The sequence below is a fragment of the Rhizobium sp. AAP43 genome (assembly GCF_001296045.1).
GTDB lineage: Bacteria > Pseudomonadota > Alphaproteobacteria > Rhizobiales > Rhizobiaceae > Allorhizobium.
Window position 1 is genome coordinate 22,846 of the sequence record NZ_LJHS01000026.1, and the last position, 26,264, is coordinate 49,109.

Consider the following 26,264-nt stretch of genomic DNA (forward strand, 5'->3'; position numbering starts at 1 on the left):
GACGTTGCCATCTATCGGGCCTCTGCCAGATTTCTTCGTCACTCCAACTGCGCCGCCAAACCCTTGTACCGACTACGAAAGCTACGGCCATCTGAATGGTAGACGAGCATTGAAGGTCATGAATGGATGTGCCGCGTGCAACAGCGCCGACGCACAGCCCAATCTCAAGGGAAACGCTGTCGTGGCGGATAGATCGGTCATTACCCGAAAGCTGAATGAACATCAGTCCGCGCCCTCCCGATGCAACAACCCAATCAATTCGTCCGTGGTGATCGTCCCGTCAGAAGAGTCTTCAAGCCGTTTTCCGACAGCCGTCCAGAATTCCGGCGGTTGCCCAGCGACCAGCTTGGCTAAGCGATCCGCCCGCCAGCGCGCGAAGAATTTTTCAAAGTCTTTGGCTTCATGCGATCTTTCGTTGAGCATCATGGCTTGAGCCCCATCTCCCCCAAAGCAGAGCCCAGTTCCTGAAGAGCCCAAGCCATCCGGCAAGCTTCCTCATCGTCTCCAGCGAAGGCTTTCAGCGCATCAATGGAGGAACGCTTTGCCAGTACCGAGAGGGCCTCTGCCAGGGGGGCCTTCAGCCCAATTTCGAGGCCGTATGTCATCTCGCTCTGCCATTCTATGCGACGGCGAAAGGAGCGCTGCTGCTCGGTTTCGGCTTCTTCGCGCAGCCTCCTGTCCGCAAGGTCGCGCTCTAGCCATGCTGCGTATTTTGAGACGGGACGGAAATGAACGACCGTCCGCTTCTGCACCTCGTCAAGCAGTGACCAGGCGTCTTCGTCCGCGAAGGTAACATTGTTGAGGCCGATACCTGCGATCAGCCCGGTGGCGGCCCGAACGGTGGTCGATCCCGTGATTGTCTCGGGCGCGGCACCATTGAGAAGTTCTTCGAACTTCGTGGCGATTTGCCGGAACATCGGGTTCAAACAAATGTCTCTCATGAGAGTCCTTTCTAAATTTTGGGCAAAGCTCCGCCGCCGTTGGCAAACGGAAGCTTTGCGATTTGCTGTGTTTTTGGGGTGTTTTCAGACCGCAAGCGCGGCCGGATTGGTCGCGGCTTAGGCCACGTCAACCGCCGTATTGATTTCGGCTTCCGAGTAGAGTTCCTTCGCCAGCGGACCGTGGCCGAAGAATTCGACTATCTCCAGCTCAGTCTCACATACGATAGCTTCATACTGGTCCTGCTCACCCTGCCATTGGGTACGTTCGATGCGCGCTCCCACAAGCTTGCCGCCCTTCGTGCGGTACAGCTTGAGGACGGTCCATCGTCCGGTCGAACCTGAAAAATCGGGATGGCCGCGATCTCCGAAACTACGTGCCGATGCGATCTGAACACCAGTGAACGTAAGAGCGGGTTCATCGTCTCGCTCAACAGTCAATTTTGTCCAGTTCAGCTCGGCTTCGGGGATCGTCGATGCTTTCAGTTCAGTCACTTCGTTACTCATTACATACCTCTGTAAAGTTGCAGGTGTGCATCAGCCATAGCTTCTGCGCTCCCGCCGTTTTGGCAGGTTGCATTTCCACCTAGTTGTCGTTGGTCGTTCACGGTCGCAGACGTTGACCAGGTTGTCCGCGTCAAGTGTGAGGCCTCTGCCGACGGTCGTCCCAGCGGCCTCGCTCTTGCCCACCTAACTTCGTATAACCGGACCGGAATTGCAACAGGGCACCCTTCCGTTAAGACATTGACGAAAAAAGGATTTTTCCGAAAAATTCTCCGGTAAAATGGATTTAAATTTCGAGCGTGTTTCCTTGCGTAATTCCTTGCGGAGGCAAATCTCGGAAGAAACGAAAATTGAACTTTTGCCAGTGAAAACAATGCTCTAGGATAATCCTTGAGAAATCACGGGCTCTTTTTGCTCAGAATTCCTTTGAGAATCCTTCATTGACAGAGATTAATCCATATACTTCAATGTCTTAAGCTGTTTCGATGATTAAGGCGCGCAACTCCTTAGAGATCGCGGCTAATCAACTGTAATTTCGTTCTGCGCATCTGTTTTTATAGTTAATTTTTATAACAAGATGTCGACTATGGCGCGCAAACATCGGCGTCCAGACCTCATCCTCGTCCATCGTGCGCTGAATATGCGGTAGGTGTTGCGCTCGTTATGGTCCTGCACTGGCAGCCTCATGCAAGCGGGCCAAACCCGAACTGGGTCCGAGGTGACTCACAACACGTCCCCACCGCCTGATGCTCCCAATTGCGGCTCTTGGCCCGTTACTTTTGGCAGATCAGCACTTTGCAATGGCTTGGCCTCGGCTTCTTACCTATCGTGCGTCTAGAAACCAGCTCCGCCGTCCGCCCTTGCTGGTGGCCAATTACGATGGCAGTGAGCGTGGCGCTCCGGTGTCTTTAGTTCGCCGCGCGAACAAGCGAGACGTCAAAGCAGCGCCATCTCTCCCGCGTCCCCTGTTGATGAAGTGTCGCGAGGCGACATCAGTACGTGACGCGTCAAGTTAGCTCCTCCATGATCCTCGTTCTTAAACTGTAAGGCCTCCCGCATCTGGTGGGCCATCAATGGGGGTCTCGATGTTCTTCATGCGCACTGCACGTATCGTCGCGTATTTGGTCTTCGCTGTCGGTATTCTGAACGTCATAGGCGGCTTTGGGTATGCCTCCGGAATCATCGAACAAGCACCTCTGCCAAACGGTGACACGCCGCCGCCGATCAGGACCGGGCCGATGATAGACAAGGGGATGTACATGGCGGCGGCGGCATTGGCTTTGGGGACGCTTGCAGAGATCGGGATGACATTGAGGCGGATGGTCAGTCTCGGAGCTTCGAGCGACCGGCGTCTCTCGTAGGCTTCTGGAGGAGAGCCGTCTTCGGGCAGCGGCACTCAGGTGAAATTCAGCAGACGGGCGCGTGTTGGCCGCTTGAACCTGCCCCAACTGCCCAGCCCGACGCAGTTCCAGCCCATGATGTCGACGGGAATGAAGCCGACTGGCGCTGCTGGCCTTCAGCGGCGATTACCGATCAACTCTTTCACGAGGATCACAAGACAGTAGATCGTCAGACCTGCAATCAGAAACGCAGGGATCGCAACGACGCCGGTGATCACATCTGCGAACGACAAGCCCATGGCATAGCCCTCCCCCGCGCTGATACCCAGCGACAATTTTAGCGCATGCATAGGCTCCCGTCACGCGGCGGCAGATTGCCTTACTTTCGACTTTGCTGCCTTGCCACCGTTCATCTGTAGCAGGCTCAGGGGCCGTCTTTGCTTATCTGTGCCGGAATGCGAACGAGGGCGGGTAGGCCCAGCTTGGACCGTTCCTCGTTGATCTCCGGCAAACACATGCCGTTAACAGCGAAGTAGAGGACGACAGCGGGGGCATATTTCCAATCGACCGCATGAGCCTTGTAGTGGCCATTCACCAACTCCAGGGCAACAGGTGTGTCAAAGCTATGCTTTTCAAAGCACGACCGTATCCCTGCACGCCGCGCCTTCAGGTTGTCTGCATCGCTCTTCTGGTCAATTTGGAGCCAGCCATCTACCACCCCTTGTAGATAGACGGCCTGAACGTCAGCTGGGGCTTTTCTCCACGCGGCGTAGTTTTCCACGAAGCCCCCAGCAACGGCTTGGACCGGGATCAATGCGGACAAAGTGAGAAACGCGTTTCTCGTCGCTCTCATGTGGTCAACTCTCCATCGAGACCATACACCGATAAGCGTAACATCCCATGACCGCCAACCCACGCCACGCGCACACCGATCACTGCCCGCAGATATGCCAATTCATTTGGTACCCGTACTCCCCCTCGCGTCCGTAGCACCACGCAACCGCTCGCAGCTTTGCATCGATCACCTCTCGACGGTCGCATGCTCGCCAGGTTTCGTCCTCGTCACCTGAGCCACCTCGGCACGCCCCATTCTGATCGCGCCACTGGCTGATTAGTCTTTTGGGGGACTTCTCACCCTTATCGGTCGCTATTACCTTCCCGGTTTCTTTAACGATCCGGCCTGTTACTGGGTCCCACTCCAGTTCAAATCGGGCGGAGCCAGACGACGTCTTCCCTCTTGCCAGACTCCTTGCGAACCACTCCACGGTACCTGCGACTTCGCACCTGTCATTGCACGTGACACTCTCCGAGCCATGCACAACGCTGTATGCGCGCTCGGGCCAGCGCTCGGCGAACGCAATCTTTTCCTTCATGACGTCCGCCTGTGACACGTCCGCGCCGTAGAACGTCACCTCCGGGGCGTAAGCACTCCTCATGAAGTTGATGGCCAAACTGTTCGGTTTCGACCATGCGGCATGATACTCAGCAACGAACTTGCGGGCTCGATCTTCGGTAGTTTGCGTGACTGGGTTTGGTTCGGCAGTTTCCGAGACCGGTACCGATGTCGGTGTCGGCAGAGTAGGCTTCACCGTAACATCAGGTTTCGACATGTTGCCGATGACGACCCCGGTTCCAGTATCGTTGACGATTGCGTATTCCTGCATTTCCTTGCCGGTGAGATAGCGCATGTCGTCGCTACCCGTGGAAAGGCTCAATTGCAAAAGACGGGGATCGACCCCCATTTCGATTATATATGTCATGATTTCAGCGGTCAGCGCCTGAACGGCTGCAGCTGCCTCATGTCCGTCAATTACTGTATCACCGGCGAACGAGGTCCTGTGAACTCCAATAGACCCTGGCTCCGCCGACCTTGTAACACCACCGAGGAATGCAAGCGCACAAGCGGAAGAGCACTCCAGCGAGCGTAACTGGACGGTGGACAGCCCCATCGAACGGATAGCTCGACCAAGCCTGAGAGCTGCATCGACGTTGCCTCCTCCGCTATCAAATGTCACGACTTTAGCGTCAACGGCTTGCACCGCCTTTTCTAGGTCGGCAACTTGATCGTCAAAACGGAATTCACCCTTCACTAATATGACCGTGGAGCCGTTATCCAGAGGTGCAGGGTGAAACTCTAAAGCCTGAGTTGCGACGTGACTGCTAAAAACGGCGATGATGCCGAAACCGAGATTTGCCGCGTATTTCATCCTATCCCCCATTGCTCGGAATTAGTTGCATAGGGTTCAAAGCAACTCAAGCGCGCTGCTGATCGCGTTGGTACACCGCCCAGGTCCTAACGTCATTAGTCGTGATCTGAAAGATCGCTCAGGGTTCGGTGAAGACCATGGTACGTGACGGCGCGCCAAGGCGGACAGTCCGCTATCAGATTTCGGCATTGCTCGCCCGCTCCGGTCGCAAGGATCGCTACTCTATCGGAAACGCAAAGGCGTGCCTCACCGGAGTTTCGCGGTCCGCGTCGAAGAAAGAGGAAGCTGGAGGGGAACGGTTTCGCAACTCAGCCCAGGGTTCTGGACCGCCTTTGCCTACGGAACTCTGGGTATGAGAACTCGCCCCCTGTTGCGTACGACAGGAAGAGTGATGTGACCTGGGTACAACCCACATTGATTGCCGAGATTGAATATAGGGCGTGGACTTCCGATGGAAAACTGCGCCACGCGGTCTACAAGGGGTTGCGCGAAATTCAAGACAATGCGGATGTGTTTCGTCTCGATCATTTATAGGCCTGCGTCCGACCATGTTGACCTTTGGAAACCTCTTGGACCTGGTTGGGATCGACCGCGCGTCAGTTCGTCTCCTTCGGCATCAAGATAATCGATACCCAGGTCATCCGTCACCCTACGCGCTTTGGCGCGACAATCGTCCTCGCTTCGAGGATTACCAGACAACGCAAGGCTACGGTGACGCTGCTAAACTCCGGGCACCCCTATGGGCCTCGTTCGTGGGGGTCCCGGAAAGGCAGACCTTGTTCGTCGGATTGTATGCTGCTGAGCTGGTCGGACCCCTTCCACAAGATCGCCCACATCCGGTCCATGGTGAGCCTGAGTTGGCAGGGAGCTGCAACTTTTATCGCCTGGAGCAGAGACCCGAGTTGGCAGAGTATGCCGGACGACTCTGGATCGAGTGGGGCGACGGTTTCCGAGCTTGGATTCAGCGCGGAGATACCGTCAGCAAACCCATCGTCGAGCTGACGCGAACCTTTGGGGAGCCGGAGTTTCCGGGCTTCTCGACTTTGATCCTGAAACTTTCCGAGATCGAGACCCTGCCGTCGAGCTGGTCGGTCGCACTTACCTCTACCCGAGGCATCTACCTGCTGACTTGCCCTCGGACGCGTGAGCAATATGTCGGAATGGCCTCCGGCGCTGGCGGTTTCCTTGGCCGATGGCGTGAGTATTTCGCGACCGGCCATGGTGGCAACGTGGCTCTCAAAAGCCGCGATCCCAGCGATTACCAGGTCTCTATTCTGGAGACGGTCGGCAACGCTGCAACCATTGCCGACCTTTTATTCCTCGAAGGGACATGGAAAGACAAACTGATGAGCCGCGAATTCGGTCTGAACCGGAACTGACGATGGAAGATTTCGAACAGAAAACGACGGCCGAGCTGCTGAAAATGCACGCATCGATCATGGAGGAGTTGCGCAATAGAAATGTTCTCCGCAGCGCCAACAATCCGACGGGCGATCTCGCTGAGTACCTTTTCTGCACTGCTTTTGGCTGGGATCAGGCGTCGAACTCGGTGAAAGGGCTCGACGCCGTAGACGCCGGTGGCGTCCGTTACCAGATCAAGGGAAGGCGGATGCATCAACGGAACAAGTCCCGGCAGCTTTCCGCCATCCGCGACCTGGAGGGTTTTGACGTCCTCGCTGCTGTGCTTTTCGACGATGACTACAACATCGTGCGTGCCGCTTTGATCCCGGCCGTCGTTGTGAAGGAGAAATCGGTCTACATAAGCCACACGAACAGCCACAAATTCATGCTGAAGGATGTGATTTGGTATGTTCCGAATGTTCTCGATGTTACCGAGCAGCTGCGGGCAGTACCATAGTCGACCCTGGGTTTCATTGGAGATTGTAGGCATGGAGCAACTGGATGAAATAATCAGATCGTCCGCAGCAGCGATTGGTCCTGAGTATTTTCAACTGCCAGTCGCGGGGCGTGAGCCAGCGCTATACGAGCGCGTTTATTGCTACGAGCTGTACCATCAGATGCGCGCCCGATGGCCCGAAACAAACGTCTTTTTGACCGGTGAAATTCCAAAGCGCGGCCACGAAATCATAATGGCAAACATTGGGAGCGCCGTTGTTCCGGATTTCCTGATCCATGAGCCCGGGAACATGGACAACAATCATGCGATCATAGAGGTCAAGTCATCACTAGCGTCTTCTTCTGGCATCAGGAAGGATTTGGCGACCTTGGATCAATTCCTTATCGAGGTGGGCTATGAGCGAGCGATCTATCTGTTCTACGGCGAGGAAATTGACCTGGATTTAGTCCAGAAACTTGCGGCAGAGCGCCCCGTTCAAGGGCGCATCGAAATCTGGTTGCACAGTAAGCCCGGTCTTCAGGCTGAGCAGATAGCCGAAATCCTTCCACGATGAGGCCTACGATAACGCCGCTCGGTAGGCGCGAGCGTACTTAGACCCTCTTTTCCGATGAATCGTTCGCAGCGACGATGAGACGTGCCCGCTCGTACAGCTCATCGAATGTTATAATTTCAGGCCGGAGCAAATTCCGCCTGAAACGTTCGAAGCTGGCAAACTTCCGCTCATTCACCCCATTCTCGCCTTCGAACTCGCTCAGACGGCCACAAATGACAAAGGAACGCGGCTCCGTAGTGTAGATCGTTTCCCCGGTCGGTTCGCCATCGCCATCGGTCAGGCGGACTGCCGCGCCCCAACGGTCCATGGCGGCGGCGACTGTTCCTTGGACCTGCGCAACTGCACCCGAAAGCTCCTTTGAGGGAGCCCAGATACCCGACCGGTACTGATCTGGAGCGACCAAGTCGGTGCGATGATGTTTCAGTTCAACGAAAGCCGAGGTAGTGAGCGCGGCCCGTGATCGAAGGAGCGCGTCCACGCGTTTGCCCGGACCGTCGATGTCATGGCCACGGACCGTCTGTTCTAATTTCCGCTCGTCCAGAGGGCCAAAATTGATCAGGCTCAGGGAGTAGCCCAAAATCCAATGGTTCTTCTCCATGAAGCGCTGCCACAGCCCTTCTGGCCCCCTTCCATGATGGGCGACACACTCGTCAAAATAGTCCGCATCGGTAAGCAATCGCTCAAAAATCGAAAGCTGCTTTTTCCGGTATGAGAGGGCCACGACGTCCTCAGTCGTTATCTCATTCCGGGCAATAGCGGCCAGAAGCTGTTGGTTGTCGGCTGCGACCCGACGAAGCTGGTCCGGCTCTAGGAGAAGTTCTTCGAGGTCGCTGTCCCGGATGTTCAAGCGACCGTCATCCGGAAAATGAATCTTCTGGATGTTCGAGATGAACTTCAGCAGAGCCCTCATCTCGTCTACCCCAAAGGAGAAATACTCCTTGGCATTGCCCTTCGATGTGAACTTTTGGATAGTCACCGTCTGGAAAGCGCGGTCGTCCTCCAGAAAGGTCGCCTTGATTTGGAAGCGCCCAGCATCGGTTTGTCGAAGAACAAGCTCCTCTTTGACGTTGGCAAACTGGTAGCCGGGACCGCCATCGATATATTTGTTGGCGATGCGAAGCTTCCGACCCGTGTAGTCAGTGAAGGCCGGGCTTGCGTAGGTCTTGTCGGGCCGGGAATTAAGGAAAATCTCTTCTTCGCTGCTCATGAACGGCGCTCACGTTTCACACGAGCAATTTCTAGCAGATTTTCGAGATTTATAGCGGCAGTTGGCTATTTATCCATCCGTTGCCAACTGTGTCCCGGATGCGCTTCCCGAAGCCTGGCTACCCGAACCGTTCAAACGCCTGTGGGAAGCGGCTTCCTGCCGATTGCGAGAACGAAAAGCTTCTGCATCAATGCTTCCGAGCAAATCGAGGTAAAAATGATGAGGTCCTGCGTTGTATGCGGCGGCGCTGCCGAGATCGGCAGTAACGGCGATATCCGGCAATATCGCTGCGGCCGCTGCGGGCCTTATCTTATAACGGGCACAGCTGTCGCCCTCCTGAAAGGCCGCACCCAGCCAAACGGGGCAGTCATCGAGCTTATTGTTGCAAAGGTAAGTCATTATATTCGCACGCACTCGACCGAGGAAGCATGGCTGGAGATCGACTCTGCTCTGATTGATGAAATGGTGGCGCAAAAGCTGCCGTCGCTAAACCAGCAGATCGACAACCTTCTGCGCTGGATGGCAGAGCAAGCCGGTGAAGACCATCTCGCAGCCCTGGAGTTTTCAGCTTTCGATGTTAGCTCCCTCATGGGTGCTGCCTCTGAAGATAGTGCGGGTGACCTGATAGACGAAGCAGCACAGTCTGGTCTGATACAGTTCGTGCCCGATGATTGCTATCGCTTGACCAAAGCGGGCTGGGACCGGCTATCCGTGACCGAACCACTCCCAGCGCAACGTCAGGAACGGAGGGAGTTCGTGGACAGCGAGCGGATGGCAGAGTTACGAGCAATTCCAGATGGGGAATTCGACCTCAGACGTCTAATCAGAATGTGCGGCGAGATCAACAGCGCTTGGGAAGCCGGTAATCTGATATCGGTTGGCATGCTTTCAAGGGCGATTGTGGATCACGTTCCGCCCATTTTCGGGCAGGCCAACTTTTCACAGGTAGCAAGTCAAGCGTCTTCTCGATCTATCGGAGGATCGTTCCAGCATCTTCACACAGGGCTCCGTCACATCGCTGACGGTGCGCTTCACACGCACATCCGTCGAAGAGAGATACTCCCAACGCCGACCCAGGTGGACTTCCGGCAGAGCCTTGATGTCTTACTGGGCGAAATAGTCCGACTTCTACGAACCTGATGCTTACCGGCATTCAGAACTCTGTAGGTTGTTGCGGCGGAAGGAGCAACGGATGCCGCTTATAAGCCGAGCAGGAGCACGTTCTAATGGATGTGAAAAGTTCCCAGGTGACCGGCAACGCAGCATTGCATTACGCGGCTTGGCAGTTGTCGAGGCGCGGGTGGAACGTCCTGATGACGGCCCGCAATTCGAAGGGCAGTGATCTGTATTGCGCGAACGATGCAGAGACTGTTTTCTTCGGGGTCCAGAGCAAAGGGCTGGCCAAGAGAGACCCGGTTGGCCTCGGTGGTAGTCTGGACAATCTTAGGTCTGATTGGTGGATCATTACCATCAAAGCGAAAACCGATGCGCCAGTCTGCTACATCATGACGCTCGAAGAAGTCAAAGCCCTGTGCCATCGCAGTGACCCTGCGAAGACTATCAATGGCAAAGTGTCGATGTGGCTGCAGCCGACGGCTTATGATCGCCCCGAGTTCCGTGAGGCTTGGCATCGGTTCGGTGTGGTGGCTGAGGCAGACTTGGCTGCACCTGCTTGAAACCCTACTGCATGGAATAGGTGTGCCTTATGATGATGAGATGCGAGGAGAATGATTTCCCGTGCCAGAACCCGTGTTACGAAGACTTTGATGACAGGTGGTTGGCCTTCAGCCCGTAGCGCTCCGCTACTTCATTCACCGTCGCGCCTGGTCGCAAGCTCTCCGAAACGATCCGTGCCTTCACCTCATCAGGCCATTGGCGATGCGCCACACGCCTGCTCCGTCGCGTTGTGAGAACCTCCAACGTAGACTCCATCGAGAAGCTCCTTGTCGCTCATCCATGGAATGTCGATCACAGATCAGGCGATAGCGAGCAATGTGGGGGCAGACCACCGGTTACACCGTAGCCAGCGCTGCAGATAGCAATGATCCGAAAATCCCTGCGATGCCGACCCAAAGTAGAAAAGCGCGCGGGCCAGCGACACTGTTGTAGGCGAACAAATAAATCATCAGCCGCAACAGCGGCTGTCACGGCTTCAATCTTCTAGAACTCCTGTGGCACATGGCAGTTTCGACCGTCTCATCACGTGTGCTTACGCTTTAAGCGGCTGACGATTGCAGCAATTTCTCGACCTGGGAGGGGTGACGCGAATTTATTCAGACGCTGCGGGCTATAATGATCATTGCCCATAGCAGTCACAAAAATCTCAACCAAGCTCTTCAGATGTGTTTCTCGAAGCGTGGCTTTACTTGGATCACCTTTTAGGGCTTCAAGTTCAACCAACGCTCTTCCTGCCATGTCCTTGTCCTTAGACATGATCTGCCAACGCTTTAACCTAACTTCAAAACGATCATCGAAACCAATTGCTGTTTCAAGCTGCTGAACGGCTTCACTGAGCTTTCCATCAAGTTCGTCCGCCTCGGCCAAAACCTCATGATAAGCCCCCATTCCACCAGGGTGCTCAAACAGATCGAGTAACGCATCGTCATATTGCTTCCTTAGATCGTGAGGAACTCCTCTCGTCGAAGAATGGCCTTGATGCAGCCAAAGCAAATATACGCGGCAAAGAGAGTGCTTCGTGAATACTGTTTGTTTTACCTTACCCCATGCGATGGCGTAGTCTCTAGCCAAGTGAAAATCGGGATGCTTCGTGAGCAGTATGCACTTGATTAAAGGTCGGTAAATCCTCTCCAGCCTATTGCCTTTGCCTTCGTTCAGGCGAAGGGCTTCTTCGTATTTTCCTTTTGCCTCAAGGTATTTACGATCATTTTCGAAACTGAATGCCTCCAAGTAAGGTGCAATTTCGCGGCTATTCCGGTCACCGTTGAGCAGGGTAATGCAAGTTTTAACATCTGCAGCATTTCCAGTCCGAATTGCAGCCAGACCGAAATAGCGAAGAAGCTCAACTCTCGATTCTCGGGAGAAAGTGTCCCTCATCGCGTATGCTTTTTTCAGCAAACGATGCGCAGCGGCATGTTGTCGGGCATGGTAAAGCCTGACACCTGCCTGAAACCAGTGAGACGCCGAAATGAATTTTTCTACAAGAGCTGGCAACTCGTCTTTACCACTCCACAGAGACGCTTGGATACGCGCCTCGATCCTGATGTAATCGTTCTCCGGAGTGTCCAGCTCAATAGGAGATTTTGCAAACTTCTCGATTACGGAGCGTCGCCATTCAACCAAGTCAGATCGCACTAGATGTCGAGCCAACCGCCCTGATAAAAACGGCGTAAGTCTGTAAAGGCCTGTATTGTCCCTCTCAACGAAGCCAAGCTTCATACATTTCGAGATGATATGCAGAATCGATACACCGGCGTCTGCAAAAAGGCTTGTGAGGTCACGTTGATCACAAGGACTGACGTCGTTGAGAAAGAGGAGCAATCGCTGGCAATGTATGTCGCTTTGTAGGCTAGCAAAAGCCCAATCCACATAATACGCAATCGATTGAAGTGCCTTACTTTTCGCGTGAGCGACAAGCTCATCTACTTCGCCGAGATCAATCACTGAGCTAGCGGCCTGTGCAAGCGTCACAAGTAGCCCAATGTTTCCTTGCGCTGCTTCGATAAGATCATCTACCGCTTTAGGAGTCCATCTCTCGGGTTGCGCATCGAAATGTGCCAGCAATGTCTCAGTGTAGGAGGTGACTTCATAATTCGAAAAACCCGGAACACGCTGCTCAGCAAGCTGTCCTAAGCACTTTTTCCTGCGCTCAATGGAAAGCGGAATTTGTGAGATAACAAACAGCTTCGGTCTAGCGCTGGCCTCCAGCGCCAAAATTACGTCATCAAACCACTCTGGCAAATCCACATTATTTTGCAGGATATTGTCGTGTCTGAGGACTACATAGTTCCCAGACTGAAATATTTTGTCGATCCTAGCGGCCACCCCTGGCGGAGTTAAAGCCTCTTCAGAGCCTCTAACTTCTTCCAGTCGAGTAATGTCTGCCCCTAGTCCGATACTCTCAAGTTTTAAGCAGATTTGTTGTGGAAGGGAGGCGGCATTTATATCGATGTTCACGGGCCGACCGTTGGGAGTCAACGACTTGTTGAGCTGATCTACAAGGGTTGTCCGGCCTACTCCAGGGAAACCTGAAATCCACATCGCAGGGAAATATTTGAACCGCTCTTTTTTTGCTGCTGCACGCAGGGGCTCCAAGACGTCATCGCGGGGAAACATGGGATGAGCGGAATTCATAGCGGGTTCAATGAAACGCTGAACCAGATGGATTGCATCGGTTACAGGAATGTTTTCTCGCGATGTTCTAACAGCAAGAAATCTGGAGAGGTCAGAAAATATCGGCTTCAAATCATCGGTCAGAACATCGGTCCAGACAATTGGGAAATCATCAAGACGCAATATGAGCGTTTCAAGCGTTCCACCGGCAAGAAGTTCAGCAGCTTGCCTCAGCTCACGAATGCAACCCTGGGCTTTGACGTAGTCCTTTGACCAAAATATTATGAGATACTTTGCGGCTGGCAGCTCCTGCCGCGAAATCTCGTCCCACATTTCGGCACCTTCTACACCGGACGCCGAATAGAGATAGGCCCAATCAGACGGTAGATCATTCCAAACCGCTCGCGCAAACCTCTCGTCCGAAGAGCTTACCGAAAGAAATATGGGATACATGCCTATCTCGTTCCCGGAGGTCAGCGCTGAATGTATCAGCGAAGGACAAATTCATGATTCAACTGAATTACTGATAGCCGAATTTGTGTCGAGTTCAACTCAGCTGAAATAAGCTCGACTTGCACCTCGGCCATCTCGACGAAAGGCGCGTTATGACAAGGCGCGGTAACCGGCATCACCGGCCATACGGGTTACCTTGAAATGGCGAGCAACCTCGGCCTTGCTGACACCTGTCGAAACCATTCGTCGGATTCCCTCGTCGTCCACGGATTTCGTACGGCTCTTGTAGACGCGAAGTTTCCTCAACAGCGTGGAGGCCAGCAGTATGAGTGACCTCCAAAGATCGGTTGCCTAGGGTCCAATAATGAATCTTATTGGACATCAGAGCCTGGAAAAACGCATATGAGGCGTTGGAAGCGAAAGCCTTTTAGCTTCTTATGGCTTTCGGTTTGCACGGATTTCCATACTTTCGACGCCATACTTGATAGGTGCGACAAGCAGACCGCACCATCTGTATGCACTTGTTACCTGAAGCAAAACTTGTTGCCGCTGCTCAGGTTCATCAGGCACCTCTCGCCTTCGTTACCGCTAGCCGCTCCGGCAGGTTTGCCATTGATGAGGATTCCACTGGCTCCACGAGTAAGGACGGTCTTGTTTCCAGTGGGCCAGACGAACTCAATGCGATCCGACGTCCCGAGCGCCGGATCGCCTTTAAAGGCAGACCGCTGACAAGGCTCCACTTCCTTCTTTCCGTTCGCCTGGATTATCGAGCACGTGACGGTTGAGATGTCTGGTCCGACCGTCGTTGTCGGCTTTACCATGCCGACATCCTTCAAGCGTGTCGTTGGCTTGAACATTGCCATCTTGGTGAGATAGACGCTGCGTTCTTCGAAGTCGTCCACCGTGCATCTCCCTTGGCCAATCTGAACGTTGTAGGCCTCGTTGATGCCGCATCCGAGGATTGCCTCCCCCTTCAGGCCGATCAAGCAATTCGCCTCCGAATAGCCCGCATCAGCGCTTTCAACCATATACAGCTTCAGACCATCCGCATCCTCGACCAAGCGACTGACCCGAGCACCTCCGTTGTATTTTGACATACTCTCTTGGTATCTGTCGTAGTCGGCGGGCTCTTCCTGAAGGCCGACCTGCCAGTGAAACGCGTTCTCACAGGCGTAGTATGCTTGTTCCGCAGTGAGCCCCTTATTGTCCGGCAGCCCCATCAATTCAACTTCGAAGCGGCCTGCCTTCTCTATCGTGTCGATGACGAAGAAATCGTTTCCCACATGAGTGAGCATTGCCTGGATGAGGTCCGCCCGCATCATCGAGCTGTTGCTCCATGGGGACAAGTTGTTTGCCAGGATCATTATCTTGATCACGTTCTCAATTGCGAGGTCGTGGACTACCGCAAAAGCTCGCACACTGACCATCTCGTCGGAGTTGATCGCAAGGTAGGGCCGGTGAAAGCCGAGCACGCCGTTCACGTGCAGCTTTCTGTTGATGAACTTTACTTCGGGACCGGTCGCCATCCCCATCATGAACATGATGGCGCAGATCGAATAGCATTCAGCGTCATCCTCGATGACCGTTCCGATCCCCTTTTCAAAGATGAACTCTGCCAACGCTGTGCCTTCTGCCAGGTTCCCACCAGGGCTATTGAGGCACATCGTGTCCTTGGCAGTGCTTTCACCGTCCCCGCCCGTCAAATGAGTGGCGGCCACATCCTCCAGCCGTTTTAGGTCACCGACAACAATCTCTCCATCAAGACTGATAAGGCATTCCTTGCTGGTGGACTTCGTTATGGTCGCCGCATAGGCACCGTCAGCAAGAAAACAGACTAGTGCTGCCAGGGTCGCGAGTGTTGCAGCAACCGGTCTATTCATGGCACTACCCCCTAAAACTGACGCACAACGCGCGAGCCGAGCGCCCACTCTGCCCATCTTGCAGTTTCATCTATTTGAGATCGTTATCGGAGACGGAGACCAATGCAGCCTGATCCGGCCGATAGCGATAGCGAGAGATCGAGCCATCCCGAATACGTTCGACAGCTTCATCAATCGCGAACAACGGCACCAGAAACCACTCGCGTGGAATGATTGGCTTCCCGAACCGATCCTTGATCTCCATATCGAGCCGAGCGGCACCAAAGACTCGGTGGATGAGGTTTTCGAGTTTGGTCCGGTTGATGTTGAAAAGCTCGTATGTCGCGACGATCTCGACGTCCGCCAGGAGGAAAGTGGCATCAACCCTAGCATTGGCAATGCGCTTTTCGACGCTGCCGCTGGTCACTCCGATTTTGTGCACAATGTCGCGGTTCTCGGCCACGAGAGGATGGTTCGATTTGCTGCGCAGAACATAGATCGTTCCGCTGGCGGTATCATCCTCATCGGTTTGCTCGGCAAATAGCGGCCCGGCGCTCGGCTCTGTGACACGGCGACCCGCTTCGTCCTTGTAGAGGGCGCGCTGAAGTGACCGCAGCAGCAGATTGCTTTCCGTCCCGTTGGAATAGATCACCCGCAACCGGGCGTCTGTCTCACCATTGGGTGCCTTAATTGATTCGCCCATTTCCGCGACATAGGCAATCTGCCCGCCCAGAATGAAAAACTGGCCTGCCGTGATTTCGGCTTTCAGGAAACCTGCGTCCTTGACGAATTTCCGTGTCGTGCGCACCCCGCTTTTCAGATCGGCCTGGACCTGGTCGAACAGTGGCTTGAACTTCTCGAAATCCTCGCAGCGTTCACGGTTGGCAATCTCCTCGGCGGCCCGTTTTTCTGCCGTTGAGCGAACATGCTTCAGAGTCGTAATCTCTGGCGCTTCCGCCTCGATACCGAGTTCGGCCAACAGCGCATCATCGTCCATCTCGTCGATATCGGGCTGAGCGGCAGCATTCTCATCGCCAAGCAAGCCTTGATGATCAAGAGGTTCGACCAGCTCGCGGCATTCTTCCAGAGAACGGATACGATCCAGCCGGACAGCATAAAGCCGCTCGAAAATGTCGCGGTCTTCGCCGTGGCGTGGTGCGCGGCCATGTTCTTCGACAAAGCGCTGAATTTCCTCAAAGCCTGCGATAATCCGCTCTTCACGCGGCGTGCGGCTACCAGCCTTCTTGGTTTCGACCTCAACCCCTAACTCAGCAAGCAGAGCATCATCTTCATCGGTGAAATCAGCCATTTGCGGCTTCCGCCTTCATGCGTGCCAAAAATGCTATGCCTTCCGCCATCTTTCGTTCCCACGCATCGGCGGCGGTGATAGACGGCAAACGCCCGCGTTCCTGCTTGAATTTGACGGCCCGGCGCGCAAGATCGCGAGCCTCCTCTGGTGTCAATTTGACATTCTTCCCGGAAATGACGGCAGCGACTTGCTTGAGGCTCTCCTCGTTCATCGTCTTGGCGAGTATGGCGTATGCTTCACCGAAGGGATTGATGCGGTCGATCAGGTCAATATCAAGTTCTCGCACATCCATGGCAATCTTCCGTATGCCGTCAAGCAAGGCTGTATTGCCGGACTTCGGAGCTTCCCCATCTGGGTTCAGCGCCGCTTTCGCCTGCTGGGTCAGGTTCAGTGCTGCAATGGCATGCTGGCGCACGGCCTCCTGATCCTCATCGTCCAGTTCCGGATATTTATCTCTGATGATCTTGCCAAGGCGCACCTGGGTCAGCTCTTCCGGCACCAGTTCTTCATCGAACAGGCCCCGTTCAATTGACCTCTTGTCCTGAACGAAAGCCGTGATGACCTCGTTCAGGTCTTCCTGGCAAATGCGCTGCGCCTCTTTGCTTTTCGGCTCAGCAAGGCCCTTGATCTCGATCTGGAACTTACCGCTTTGTTCATTGAAACCGACATTGCATTTGTTCGGATCATAACCGCCCTCGCCATAATCAAAGCCGGGCGTCGGCTCACTTTCCGGGCGCTTCGGCGTGAAATTGAAACGGGGAGCGAGCACCTGCTCCATGAGGAGGCTGGCTGCAATAGCTTTTAGCGTATCGTTGATGGCTTCCGTCACGGCCTGCTCGGAAGCATCCGGTTCGGCTATGAGATTGGTGAAACGCGCGCGGGTTTTGGCTGGGGCATCACGTGTCGCGCGGCCAATAATCTGAACTACCTCCGTCAGGCTGGAGCGATAGCCAACTGTCAGAGCGTGCTCACACCAAATCCAGTCAAAGCCCTCTTTGGCCATCCCAAGGGCGATGATGATGTCCACATAATCGCGGTTGGTTTTCATTTCGGGCGAACGGAGGCTGGCCTGGATTGTCGCCTGATGATCGGGATCAACCAGATCGGCGATTTTCAGGATGCGGCCATCAGGCCGCGACACCAGTTGAAAGCCGGTTGCTGGATCGGAGCCCTGCCAGCTACCCAGCTCTTCAATGATATGCTCGACTTCCCTGATCTTGTCCTTGGTGCTCTCGCGTGAATTGACAGACGGGATATGAATGATGGTTTTTTCATCCGGATCGAGCACTTTCAAAATGTCGTCCGAATAGGCTCCAGCGTAGAAGAAGTAGCCGATGTCGAGTGACTTCAGATATTTGTAGCCGTTGAGCTGCTGATAGTAAGTGTAGGTAACAGGCTCGAACTTGGTTTCGTCCTCGGGCATCAGCACGGGCTCGGCGTCGCCCCGGAAATAAGAGCCGGTCATGGCAACGATATGCGTCTTGCCGCGCCCGATGAGCTGGCCAAGATGCGAACCAAGCTTGTTGTCAGGATTGGCGGAAACGTGGTGAAACTCATCTACCGCGATCAGCCTGTCATCGAAAACCTCGATGCCGAATTTATCGACGGCGAAGCGAAAGGTGGCATGGGTGCAGACCAGAACCTTGTCGTCACTCTCCAGAAAGGCTTTGACCGAATTGACCTTGCCGCCGTCTGCGCCGGGCGCATTGCAAAGGTTCCATTTCGGGGAAACATGCCAATCCCAATAGAAACCATGCTTCGACAGCGCCTCGTCGGCGAAGCTGGAACCGATGGATTTTTCCGGCACAACGACAATCGCCTGCTTGCAGCCCTGATTGTTGAGCTTGTCCAGCGCGACGAACATCAGCGCCCGGCTCTTGCCTGATGCGGGAGGCGATTTGATCAGCAAATATTGCTCGCCCCGCTTCTCGTACACCGCCTCCTGCATGGGCCGCATGCCACGCTCGTTCGGCTTGGTTGAATTACCATTCTGCGCGTAGGTGACGGAAACGGATGGGACGTGTTTCGTGTCATCATTTGCCATCTTTGCTGATCCTTCTATCAAATCTCCTTAAAAATAACCGTGCCGTAACAAGCGCAACTTGAAGTCGAAAGGCGCAGTCATCTTCTTCCGACAGTCCAGGATGGCTCCCCTGCATCGACAACCTGTTCATCAATGCGGGAACGAAATAATCTCGATCCCTGCCCTCTCCCCACTCTCGATAATCATAGAGCAGAAATGGCGGAGTAAGCCTCCCAAGAAAGGTCCGGCTAGAGGCTCCAACTTCCCCGTCGTAGCCAAAAGTCACTGCTATCTGGAGCAGGCATTCTTCAAAGAAGTTCCTGATCTCTGCGTTAGCAGGCGTCCACTTGCTCTGAGAAAAAATGTTTATTGCGTTTTGCAAATGTTGCCGTGCGGTCGACATCCCATATTTGCGTAAAAGGGCCTCAAGCTCATTTTCCGCCTCTCTGAAGTCGAGACCTGGCATGTCTTCAGGAAGCATTCTTCTCAATACGGGCTTGGAGGAGACTGATTGGCGCATCCATGGGCGCGTCGCCTCTTCCGTGTCCACCTCTTCATCAACTTCGAATCCGTCAAAACGTAAACCCGCAACCAGTTTCTTCCAGCACGCCTTTTCCTTTGTTATTGGCGGAGCGCTTAACGCCAACTCGATGAAAGCGCGTTCAAGTGGCACCTCACCATTTTCAGTACGAACAACAGGATTTTCGGCTGCACATAGTTTTGCAACTAATAGAATTTTATCGGCGACATAGCCGGTCGCAGTGTCTCCATCTAATCCCCATGAAAAGATTAGGCGATCAATGTCGTTATGCTTCGTTACGAAAGCACCGACAACTTCGGCGGCAGCGCCGAGTGTGAAACTGTGAAACTCATTGCTCATGCGGCCTCCAGGGTCGCTGAAGCTTTTTCACGCAGGAACGCCTTCGGGTCCCAATCAGTGTTGAGTTCGGCGCGGCTTCTCACGGATATCCGGAAATGTTGGCGCAGATCATCTGCGATTTGCAATGCATCTAAGCCAAGCTGAGCATATCCCTTCTGGCGCGGCCCGAAGAACTCCTCGTAGTCAGGCGGGAAAGCGTGTTCGCTTGAGGCTGAAACATGTCTGTCGGTGCTTCTTGCCTTGTTTGGCAAGGCAAGAATTCGATGCATCAGAGACTCCGGCATGCTCCGCCAGTCAATGTCCTCGGGAAAATCAAGCGGATCGGGCGTGGAAACCTGCGCCTCGCAATACTCTTCTCCGCTCTCAGTGCGTCTCGCCGGACGTCCGTTTGAAGTTCCGTCATCATAAACCACGTCGACGCACTTATCGGCATACTGTTCCAATATGCAGATCAGCCGAATGGCGGCGTAGGAGCCATCTTGGCGACGAGCAAGCCAGGACGTCCATACCTCTTTGGAAATCGTGATAGCGCTTCCGACGACAACGCCAGCCAATCCTATGAAAGCTTCAATCATGCCGCCCCGTTCGTTTTGGTCATTTTCGTATAAAGCTCGAAGAGCTTTTCGAGGCGTTCAGTATCATTCCGAAATCTGCGACCAATGTAGATGCGTTCCAAAATCTCGTCGTTGCGATCATGGGCGGCGCGCAAGCCGTCGGGCATTTTTTCGGGATCGTAAAGATCAGCGATAGTTGCGGGGAAATGCTCCTCACGAGTAAGAAGGATGTCCTCGGCACATCGGGTCAAATCAGATTTATTCTTCTCAGTAAGGGTTGGAACCGGAAACGTATTATAGCATAGCGCTGAGGAATACCTAATATCCGTCTTCAATCGACCTGCCATCGTTCTTACCCATGCCATGTGCAGAAGACTCAGAACTAAAGATAGATGCCAAAGCTCGGCATCATAAATCGCCTGAGCTGAGTCAGAGACAATGCAGCCTTTCTGTAGAAATCCGAAAGGTATATATTGTCGGCGTTCTGATGAAACGCGTGGTAAAATAATCAAGTGTGATTTTGCTTCGTGAGTGTAGCGGAACTGGTGCGGTCTAGAAGCCAAGCCCTTTGCAACTTGACCACCACTTTGCCGAAATTGCCGAACTCTTTCGATCCGCTCTCGGACAACAGGGATGTTCATGGCCATCGATAGCTCAGAATCTTTGATCCAGAGACAATAACGTTGTTCGCCACTCAGGAAGTCCCTTGACCCATAAAGCTTTTTGATGAGGCGTGATGCGTGCGGATAAGCCTCCGTCAATCCATACGCCTCCTCAGAGGAGAGCAGCAGATTGCCGCCGTCGTAAGGGCTGTTTCCCGTAATGATTGGCTTAAGATCAGAAATTGGCGACAAGGACTGATTAACAATCGTATCGTTGTCGGGAACAAGGTATGGTCCAATTGAAGCAACCACGCGGGCCAGCCCATCGAAATAAATTTTTTTCGGCCTTTTAGAACGTTTAGAAAGGCCAACAATAGAGCAAATTACCGCAGCATTGTTTGAAGCATTATTGTTCCATCTAAAATCCTTGTGCGCGAAGGACAACTCAACTCCGAGTTCAAATATTTTGGGCCATAGTTGATGAACTTGAGCGCCTTGATTGACGGAATTCGTTACAACGAACGCTGCAGAACCATCGCACTTACATATGTATTCTGACCCTTTTAGGAGCCATCCTGAAACGTAGTCTAGTTCGCCGATCTTTACATTACTTCCAAATGCACTCGCCAACTCCTCCTTCTGCGCAACTGATTGGCTCTTTCCACCTAAGTATGGCGGGTTACCGCACAAATAGGTTTCTCCGCCCTCGTTCGCGAAGTCGATCTGCGCCTGGTTGACGGGCGACATGAAAAGGTCGTCGGCGTGGTGTTGCACCCCCACCCCAGTAGGAGGGCAGATGCTCAACCAATCGACGCGCAAAGCATTCCCGCACGTGATCCAGTTCATGGCATCGAGCGGCAGAAAATCAGCTAGAGCCTCCTTCTGGCCACGATAAAGCACATCACATTGATATTCAGCGATGATCAGCGCCAAACGCGCAATCTCCGCTGGGAAGTCGCGCAATTCGATCCCCCGAAAATTGGTCAGAGGGATTTCAGTGCGCAGATCAGATTCACCGCGCCGTTTGTTGATCTCTGCTTCTATAGAGCGCATTTCCTTATAGGCGATAACAAGGAAATTACCCGAGCCGCAGGCCGGATCAAAAACGCGAATGCGCGCCATGCGGTTACGCAGGTTGAGGAGCTTGCGGGCATTGTCTCCCGCTTCTTCAAGCTGTTCGCGCAGATCATCCAAAAACAGCGGATTGAGGACCTTCAAGATATTCGGCACGCTGGTGTAGTGCATGCCGAGCGCGCCGCGCTCTTCATCATCGGCCACCGCCTGGATCATCGACCCGAAAATGTCGGGGTTGATCTTTTTCCAATCGAGCTTGCCTACATGCAGCAGGTAGGAGCGGGCGATCTTGGAAAACCGTGGAACTTCTGTGCTGCCGGAGAATAGGCCGCCGTTCACATAGGGAAAGTCATTTGCCCACCGGGCGATGCCTGCGCTAACGCGATCTTCCCTTTTGATGTTCATCGCGCGAAAAATCTCGCTGATCACCTCATGGGTGTTCGAGCTGTCCTTGTCGCTCATCTTCTCGATGGTCGCGGTGAAAAGATCATCCTTCAGGAAGATATCGGTATCTTCGGCAAAGAAGCTGAAGATCAGGCGGGCCATGAAATGGTTCATATCATGGCGGCGGGCAGCAGAACTCCACTCCGGATTGTCTTTCAAAAGCTCGATATAGAGTCGGTTCAGTCGCCCTGTCGCCTTGATGTCGAAGGCGCTTTCGCGGATTTGCTTAACGGTGGAAATGCCAGCAAGCGGCAGGAACACACCGAAATGATCCGGGAAGTCCGGATACTTGCAAACAACGACCTCGCCCGTGTTCAGGTCTTCCGCCTGGAATTCGTTGCCGTCAGTGGCGAGCACGAACTTCGCCTTGGCGCGTGTTGTCGCCGGGCTGGCTTTGAGTTTGCCGAGCGTTTCAGTCACCGCCCCCTCGGGCGCAACGGCGATGTGGATATTGCTGGTCTGTAGAACGCCGCCCAGATCGGTCTTGTTGGTTTCACCACTGCGCAGCCGTCGAAGCGTCGTCTCCTTCGCGCCGAACGCCTGAAGGAACGCGAACGGAAATTCGTCTGCGTCAAACGGCTGCTCGGCGAGAGCCGATATGGCTTCTTCGATCTCTACGGCGTTCAAGGTTTCACTCCCACTGCATCTGAAGCCCGCGACATTCACGTGCACGACCGGCTTGGACAAGGATTAGTAGCGATAACCGAACGTGTCACCCGACTATCGAGAGTGACCACAAAAATTGCTGAACGTTTGGGAATTTCAGTGACTTCGTTTCACGGAGCATCGCGTTGAATGGTGCACCAAAGTCCGCCAAGAGCAAAGGAAAGCCCGAGGGCGGTCACCCCGGACTTCCCAGCTGATTTGTCAGGACCCAGGCTGGGCTATCACATGACTTTCCTTGGCTCTAGTTCTCGGAGAGAGCCTGCACAACTGTCCCAGACGGCACCTTCATCAATGATCGCGCGGCAGGCAAACTCTTGGCCCCGTTGATGAGCTGAAAAAAGAGCATCCAAAACGATACCGATTTGGCGACTGGTTAAATCTGCTAGAAGCTCAGGCGGGAGGGTCGAGACTACACGTCTTGCAGTATCGGGGTAATTCGCAAATCTTGTAGCTGACAGCGCACGCTTTAGCTTAACCTCATGTCTCATCTTTTGCGCACTCCACCTCTGCAGCGGCCGTACAGATCGCTGACGCCTTTTCGTATGTATCAATTTCGTCGAGGCGGTATCGGCAAGGACAGACATAGCTCCCCCAACGGTCGCTAATTTCAAGCAGAAAGAAACCGTCACCTTGCCGGAAAAACCGACCAGCGCCAGTGTGGCATCCGAGGAAACGGAACGACAACGTCAGCTTGTTGATGGTGCCATCGACATCAGTTGATTGCTGGAGCGACCACATTATGCAGCCTCCAGTCGGCGAGATTCCGGGATTGTCCAGCCTGCCGCTTTCAGTTCTGGAATCGGGAACATCCGGCCTGTACCAGTAAGTGCCTTCAGCTCCATCAGTGCCTCGACAACAACGCCAGATTTACCTTCTCGAAGAAGCTCCTCTGCAAACTGATGGCAAGTTTCCGAGACGGCTACAAAGGGCTCAGCGATCCTAAAAAGATTGATTTCGTAGAGACCCACATCGTCAGCTGCGACGATCCTGACTAGCAACAGGGGCCAGAGGGTCAGCTCAACGTGGACGTCTCCTTTGATCATATCGATGATCATCGGGTTGGTTTGTGTGGATTTGTTCATGATCTACCTGTTTGACGCGTTACTCACCGCAGATAGGTAGAAGACGGACCCCACCCTGCTAAGGGGTCGGCAAAATGCCGAAGTGCATTTTTTCCCTAAGCCTCTGAAAAAATTTATTCTTAAGTAATTTTGTTTCATTTCTCCGGAGCGTTTAGACTTATCAAACCTTGGCTGGATGGTGCCACGCGCGTGAGTGGAGTCGCTTGCATAAACTCAGCAGGTGCGGGTGGGACGACACTAGTTTCCGGTTTCTGGTCGGCCGTGAATTGAGGCAGTACGCTACCGTCTGCCATGGCCTGAAAAAGCGCCCTCGTGTGCGCGACAGGGTGCGTCTGCGCGACTTTCAGCAGTTGTTTCCGGAGCGCCAGACGAAACTTCTTCAACTCGGGATCAACTGCGCTGACCAAGGACGAACCTGTGAGTGGGAGTGGCTTTTTCATGCGGCCCGTTCCTTAGCCCACACATAGCTTTCGAGCACTTCAACGTGTGTGCGCTCAGGCATCCTGCTAAACTTGAAGAGCGCCATTTCGCTCTGCATGTCGATAAGTGCGTATTCATCACAATTCAGTTCGCGGCAAATTTGTTTGATGTCGACCTTGCCGGACGCAACGACTTTCCGAAGCCTGGACCGCAACAGCTGTTCTTCCGACATCTTAATTTCCGGCGTCGGCCACCGCACCTCTCGGGGTCTCATGACGATCCTGCCGCAATGTGTGTCGGCTAGGAAAGAAGCTATCTCAGCATTGTTTGCGCTACCGATCAGCACCTCGCAGTCGTCATAGATATCGATGATTTTCCCATAGTCTATGATGTACAGCTCGCGAAAATGCGCTTCTATCACGAGCTGCATCAGCTTGTCGGCTGGTATCACATCGGGTTCCGAAGGATCGCACCATGCTTCAACGTATTGTAGCGACACCCCCAAAACGCGGGCTCCAATAGCACGTCGGCCGCTACGATCTCCCAACCTGTCAACGTAGTATTCGGTTCGCTCCTTTATCTCCCTCTTCGTAAGCTTCTGCAATTTCGCCATGCGTGTCTCTGGTAAGCTGTGCTCATGGAATAATTCTTTGGCAATTTCCTTGTCGGCGCAAGTGGGCCGTACAAGCGAATTTTAGGAGACCGCGCTTGCCCCTCTTTGTCGATAGCTTAGCCACAAGCGATTGTCTCCACATGACATAACAGGGAGACGACGATGAGATTTTTGATGGCGATAGTGATGGCGATGGCCAACCTCGCTAAAGGCCTCTGGAACGGCGCGGAATGGTGCTGGCGGAACAGCTGGGGCCTTCTGGGATTCGGCGGATCGCCGACTGTGATGCCGCCCAAGCAGCTCGATTTACCAGACACCGACGAGGTCGAGATCGTGAGAGATACGGTTCGCAATCAGCAGAGGGCTATAGACGCAATGCTGTCGACACCGGCCCGCAAGGTGCAGGCCTGGGCTGCGGCACTTCCAGAGCAGCGCGATACGATCCCCTTATCAGGGCTCACCGACGATCAGATCGACTGGCTGGAGATCAGGCTGACGGATGAGCAGCTTGAAATCCTGGCAGCGGAAAAGTCCGAGCATAAGGTCAACGCTGCGCTGGCTGGGATCGAGGATGCAATCCTGGGCGTCCCGTCAGTGCCTTCACATAGTATGAAAAAGAAATCCCGTCCGAGCATCGATATCTCGGACAGGATTCACCGTTTTCGTTTTGCCGATGCAGAGCACCAGCCGCGTCAACTGCACTGACGACGCCGACCGAAGTTTTTGGAGGCAGCGACGCGTTGAGCTTGCTGCCTCTTTTTGATGAGCGGTATCAGTCGCTGAACCTCTTCGTCATATTCCGCCGGATACAGGTTCTCGCGCAAGTAGTCCCCGAAAGTGTCCCAGACTTCGCGGATGTCGTCTTCGCGTTCCATATCGCCAGCAGTCATATCCATGTCTCTGTTGACCGCTCTCCAGTTTTCCTGGTCTTCCAAATAAGCTTCGTACAAGGCGTAGAGAGATCGAAATCCGGTAAACGGCAGAACATCATCATAATCCAGACCTTGCACGAGCCAGCGCTGAATGGCCTGCTGCGGCGTCAACAAAAGTTCTGTGCTCATGCTGCCGACCGCATGCGTTGGATGACGCCCCGGCGCTGCTCAGCGACTTCGCGCAGGCGCGCGTTTTCGGCGATCAACCGTTCATTCTCGTTCGCCAGCTTCTTTGCGTGATCGGCCCATTCGTGACACGCGGCTACAGCATCATCGAGCTGCTGAGCGAGGACCCGAGATGCATACTCCTCACGAGCTGCCCTGGCGGCTGCTACGCCCTGCATGTGGGCAGACACAGCACCAGCAGCTAGCACGGAAAAAATGGCTCCGGTTTGAACTGCGACCGAAGTCGCGGGGCATCCTACGCTACGCTGGCTCATCGACATCTCCTGCTTT

At 54.0% G+C, this 26,264-nt stretch carries 26 protein-coding genes and 1 pseudogene; 8 read left to right on the plus strand and 19 right to left on the minus strand.

From position 1 onward, the window contains the following. Window positions 1-222 precede the first annotated feature (222 nt). The 3 genes from IP76_RS14525 to IP76_RS14535 form a co-directional block, all read right to left on the minus strand. On the minus strand, window positions 223-426 hold the full coding sequence (locus IP76_RS14525; RefSeq protein WP_054158953.1) for a hypothetical protein: 204 nt from the start codon (window positions 424-426) through the stop codon (window positions 223-225). Continuing rightward, on the minus strand, window positions 423-941 hold the full coding sequence (locus IP76_RS14530; RefSeq protein ID WP_156318586.1) for a hypothetical protein: 519 nt from the start codon (window positions 939-941) through the stop codon (window positions 423-425). Before IP76_RS14530 ends, IP76_RS14525 begins: the two co-directional genes overlap by 4 nt. Window positions 942-1,058: 117 nt before the next feature. After that, a complete protein-coding gene (locus tag IP76_RS14535; protein WP_054158955.1) occupies window positions 1,059-1,445 on the minus strand; it encodes a hypothetical protein in 387 nt (128 codons plus the stop codon). 1,082 nt (window positions 1,446-2,527) lie between these two features. Here IP76_RS14535 and IP76_RS14540 point away from each other — a divergent pair. Continuing rightward, the gene (locus tag IP76_RS14540; protein WP_156318587.1) at window positions 2,528-2,803 is read left to right on the plus strand and encodes a hypothetical protein; all 276 of its coding nucleotides are present in this window, start codon (window positions 2,528-2,530) and stop codon (window positions 2,801-2,803) included. 155 nt (window positions 2,804-2,958) lie between these two features. On the opposite strand, the gene IP76_RS23640 is transcribed toward IP76_RS14540, so the two are convergent. From IP76_RS23640 to IP76_RS14550, 3 genes are all read right to left on the minus strand, one after another. Beyond that, complete coding sequence (locus IP76_RS23640; RefSeq protein WP_306765488.1) at window positions 2,959-3,081, minus strand: hypothetical protein; 123 nt, start codon at window positions 3,079-3,081, stop codon at window positions 2,959-2,961. A gap of 125 nt (window positions 3,082-3,206) precedes the next feature. Then, window positions 3,207-3,635 (minus strand): hypothetical protein, encoded by a 429-nt coding sequence (locus IP76_RS14545; RefSeq protein WP_054158957.1) that lies wholly within the window; start codon window positions 3,633-3,635, stop codon window positions 3,207-3,209. Window positions 3,636-3,714: 79 nt separating this feature from the next. Further along, window positions 3,715-4,989: a hypothetical protein gene (locus IP76_RS14550; protein ID WP_156318588.1), complete on the minus strand. Its 1,275-nt coding sequence runs from the start codon at window positions 4,987-4,989 to the stop codon at window positions 3,715-3,717. A gap of 363 nt (window positions 4,990-5,352) precedes the next feature. Between IP76_RS14550 and IP76_RS23505 the strand changes: the two are divergent. The 4 genes and pseudogenes from IP76_RS23505 to IP76_RS14565 form a co-directional block, all read left to right on the plus strand. Beyond that, window positions 5,353-5,523 (plus strand): annotated as a pseudogene (locus tag IP76_RS23505) (ATP-dependent DNA ligase); the annotation flags it as partial. A 368-nt stretch (window positions 5,524-5,891) separates the two neighbouring features. Next, the gene (locus IP76_RS23510; protein WP_245281474.1) at window positions 5,892-6,368 is read left to right on the plus strand and encodes a GIY-YIG nuclease family protein; all 477 of its coding nucleotides are present in this window, start codon (window positions 5,892-5,894) and stop codon (window positions 6,366-6,368) included. A 2-nt stretch (window positions 6,369-6,370) separates the two neighbouring features. Next, window positions 6,371-6,847 carry a hypothetical protein gene (locus tag IP76_RS14560; protein ID WP_054158960.1) on the plus strand — a complete coding sequence of 159 codons (477 nt, stop codon included), beginning with the start codon at window positions 6,371-6,373 and terminating at the stop codon, window positions 6,845-6,847. 31 nt (window positions 6,848-6,878) lie between these two features. Beyond that, window positions 6,879-7,400 (plus strand): hypothetical protein, encoded by a 522-nt coding sequence (locus IP76_RS14565; protein ID WP_054158961.1) that lies wholly within the window; start codon window positions 6,879-6,881, stop codon window positions 7,398-7,400. A gap of 37 nt (window positions 7,401-7,437) precedes the next feature. On the opposite strand, the gene IP76_RS14570 is transcribed toward IP76_RS14565, so the two are convergent. Further along, complete coding sequence (locus IP76_RS14570) at window positions 7,438-8,607, minus strand: Shedu immune nuclease family protein (protein WP_054158962.1); 1,170 nt, start codon at window positions 8,605-8,607, stop codon at window positions 7,438-7,440. Between the two features lie 141 nt (window positions 8,608-8,748). Between IP76_RS14570 and IP76_RS14575 the strand changes: the two genes are divergently transcribed. Both IP76_RS14575 and IP76_RS14580 read left to right on the plus strand, forming a co-directional pair. After that, window positions 8,749-9,747: a hypothetical protein gene (locus IP76_RS14575; protein WP_054158963.1), complete on the plus strand. Its 999-nt coding sequence runs from the start codon at window positions 8,749-8,751 to the stop codon at window positions 9,745-9,747. 86 nt (window positions 9,748-9,833) lie between these two features. Then, window positions 9,834-10,283: a hypothetical protein gene (locus IP76_RS14580; protein WP_054158964.1), complete on the plus strand. Its 450-nt coding sequence runs from the start codon at window positions 9,834-9,836 to the stop codon at window positions 10,281-10,283. 76 nt (window positions 10,284-10,359) lie between these two features. Here IP76_RS14580 and IP76_RS22845 read toward each other — a convergent pair whose 3' ends face one another. The 10 genes from IP76_RS22845 to IP76_RS14635 form a co-directional block, all read right to left on the minus strand. Continuing rightward, on the minus strand, window positions 10,360-10,539 hold the full coding sequence (locus tag IP76_RS22845) for a transposase (protein ID WP_082352550.1): 180 nt from the start codon (window positions 10,537-10,539) through the stop codon (window positions 10,360-10,362). 267 nt (window positions 10,540-10,806) lie between these two features. Then, window positions 10,807-13,350 (minus strand): TIR domain-containing protein, encoded by a 2,544-nt coding sequence (locus IP76_RS14585; protein WP_054158965.1) that lies wholly within the window; start codon window positions 13,348-13,350, stop codon window positions 10,807-10,809. Between the two features lie 524 nt (window positions 13,351-13,874). Further along, the gene (locus IP76_RS14590) at window positions 13,875-15,230 is read right to left on the minus strand and encodes a hypothetical protein (protein WP_156318589.1); all 1,356 of its coding nucleotides are present in this window, start codon (window positions 15,228-15,230) and stop codon (window positions 13,875-13,877) included. A gap of 70 nt (window positions 15,231-15,300) precedes the next feature. After that, window positions 15,301-16,518 (minus strand): GIY-YIG nuclease family protein, encoded by a 1,218-nt coding sequence (locus IP76_RS14595; RefSeq protein WP_054158967.1) that lies wholly within the window; start codon window positions 16,516-16,518, stop codon window positions 15,301-15,303. Then, entirely contained in the window at window positions 16,511-18,562 is a 2,052-nt protein-coding gene (locus IP76_RS14600; RefSeq protein ID WP_054158968.1) for a DEAD/DEAH box helicase, read from the minus strand. The genes IP76_RS14595 and IP76_RS14600 overlap by 8 nt, the downstream gene beginning before the upstream one ends. Continuing rightward, window positions 18,552-19,421, minus strand: a complete 870-nt coding sequence (locus IP76_RS14605; protein WP_054158969.1) for a hypothetical protein — start codon at window positions 19,419-19,421, stop codon at window positions 18,552-18,554. The genes IP76_RS14600 and IP76_RS14605 overlap by 11 nt, the downstream gene beginning before the upstream one ends. Beyond that, complete coding sequence (locus tag IP76_RS14610; protein WP_054158970.1) at window positions 19,418-19,996, minus strand: hypothetical protein; 579 nt, start codon at window positions 19,994-19,996, stop codon at window positions 19,418-19,420. Before IP76_RS14610 ends, IP76_RS14605 begins: the two co-directional genes overlap by 4 nt. Continuing rightward, window positions 19,993-22,722: a DNA methyltransferase gene (locus IP76_RS14615; protein WP_054158971.1), complete on the minus strand. Its 2,730-nt coding sequence runs from the start codon at window positions 22,720-22,722 to the stop codon at window positions 19,993-19,995. Before IP76_RS14615 ends, IP76_RS14610 begins: the two co-directional genes overlap by 4 nt. Window positions 22,723-23,498: 776 nt before the next feature. Next, window positions 23,499-23,843: a hypothetical protein gene (locus IP76_RS14625; protein WP_054158973.1), complete on the minus strand. Its 345-nt coding sequence runs from the start codon at window positions 23,841-23,843 to the stop codon at window positions 23,499-23,501. A gap of 436 nt (window positions 23,844-24,279) precedes the next feature. After that, a complete protein-coding gene (locus IP76_RS14635) occupies window positions 24,280-24,876 on the minus strand; it encodes a hypothetical protein (protein ID WP_054158975.1) in 597 nt (198 codons plus the stop codon). Between the two features lie 162 nt (window positions 24,877-25,038). On the opposite strand from IP76_RS14635, the gene IP76_RS14640 reads away from it, so the two are divergent. Further along, entirely contained in the window at window positions 25,039-25,581 is a 543-nt protein-coding gene (locus IP76_RS14640) for a hypothetical protein (RefSeq protein WP_054158976.1), read from the plus strand. Here the strand turns inward: IP76_RS14640 and IP76_RS14645 are convergent. Both IP76_RS14645 and IP76_RS14650 read right to left on the minus strand, forming a co-directional pair. Continuing rightward, window positions 25,569-25,937, minus strand: coding sequence for a hypothetical protein (locus IP76_RS14645; protein WP_054158977.1), 369 nt, complete (start codon window positions 25,935-25,937; stop codon window positions 25,569-25,571). The two genes, IP76_RS14640 and IP76_RS14645, sit on opposite strands and share 13 nt — an antisense overlap. Next, complete coding sequence (locus IP76_RS14650; RefSeq protein WP_156318590.1) at window positions 25,934-26,248, minus strand: hypothetical protein; 315 nt, start codon at window positions 26,246-26,248, stop codon at window positions 25,934-25,936. The genes IP76_RS14645 and IP76_RS14650 overlap by 4 nt, the downstream gene beginning before the upstream one ends. Between the last annotated feature and the right edge of the window lie 16 nt (window positions 26,249-26,264).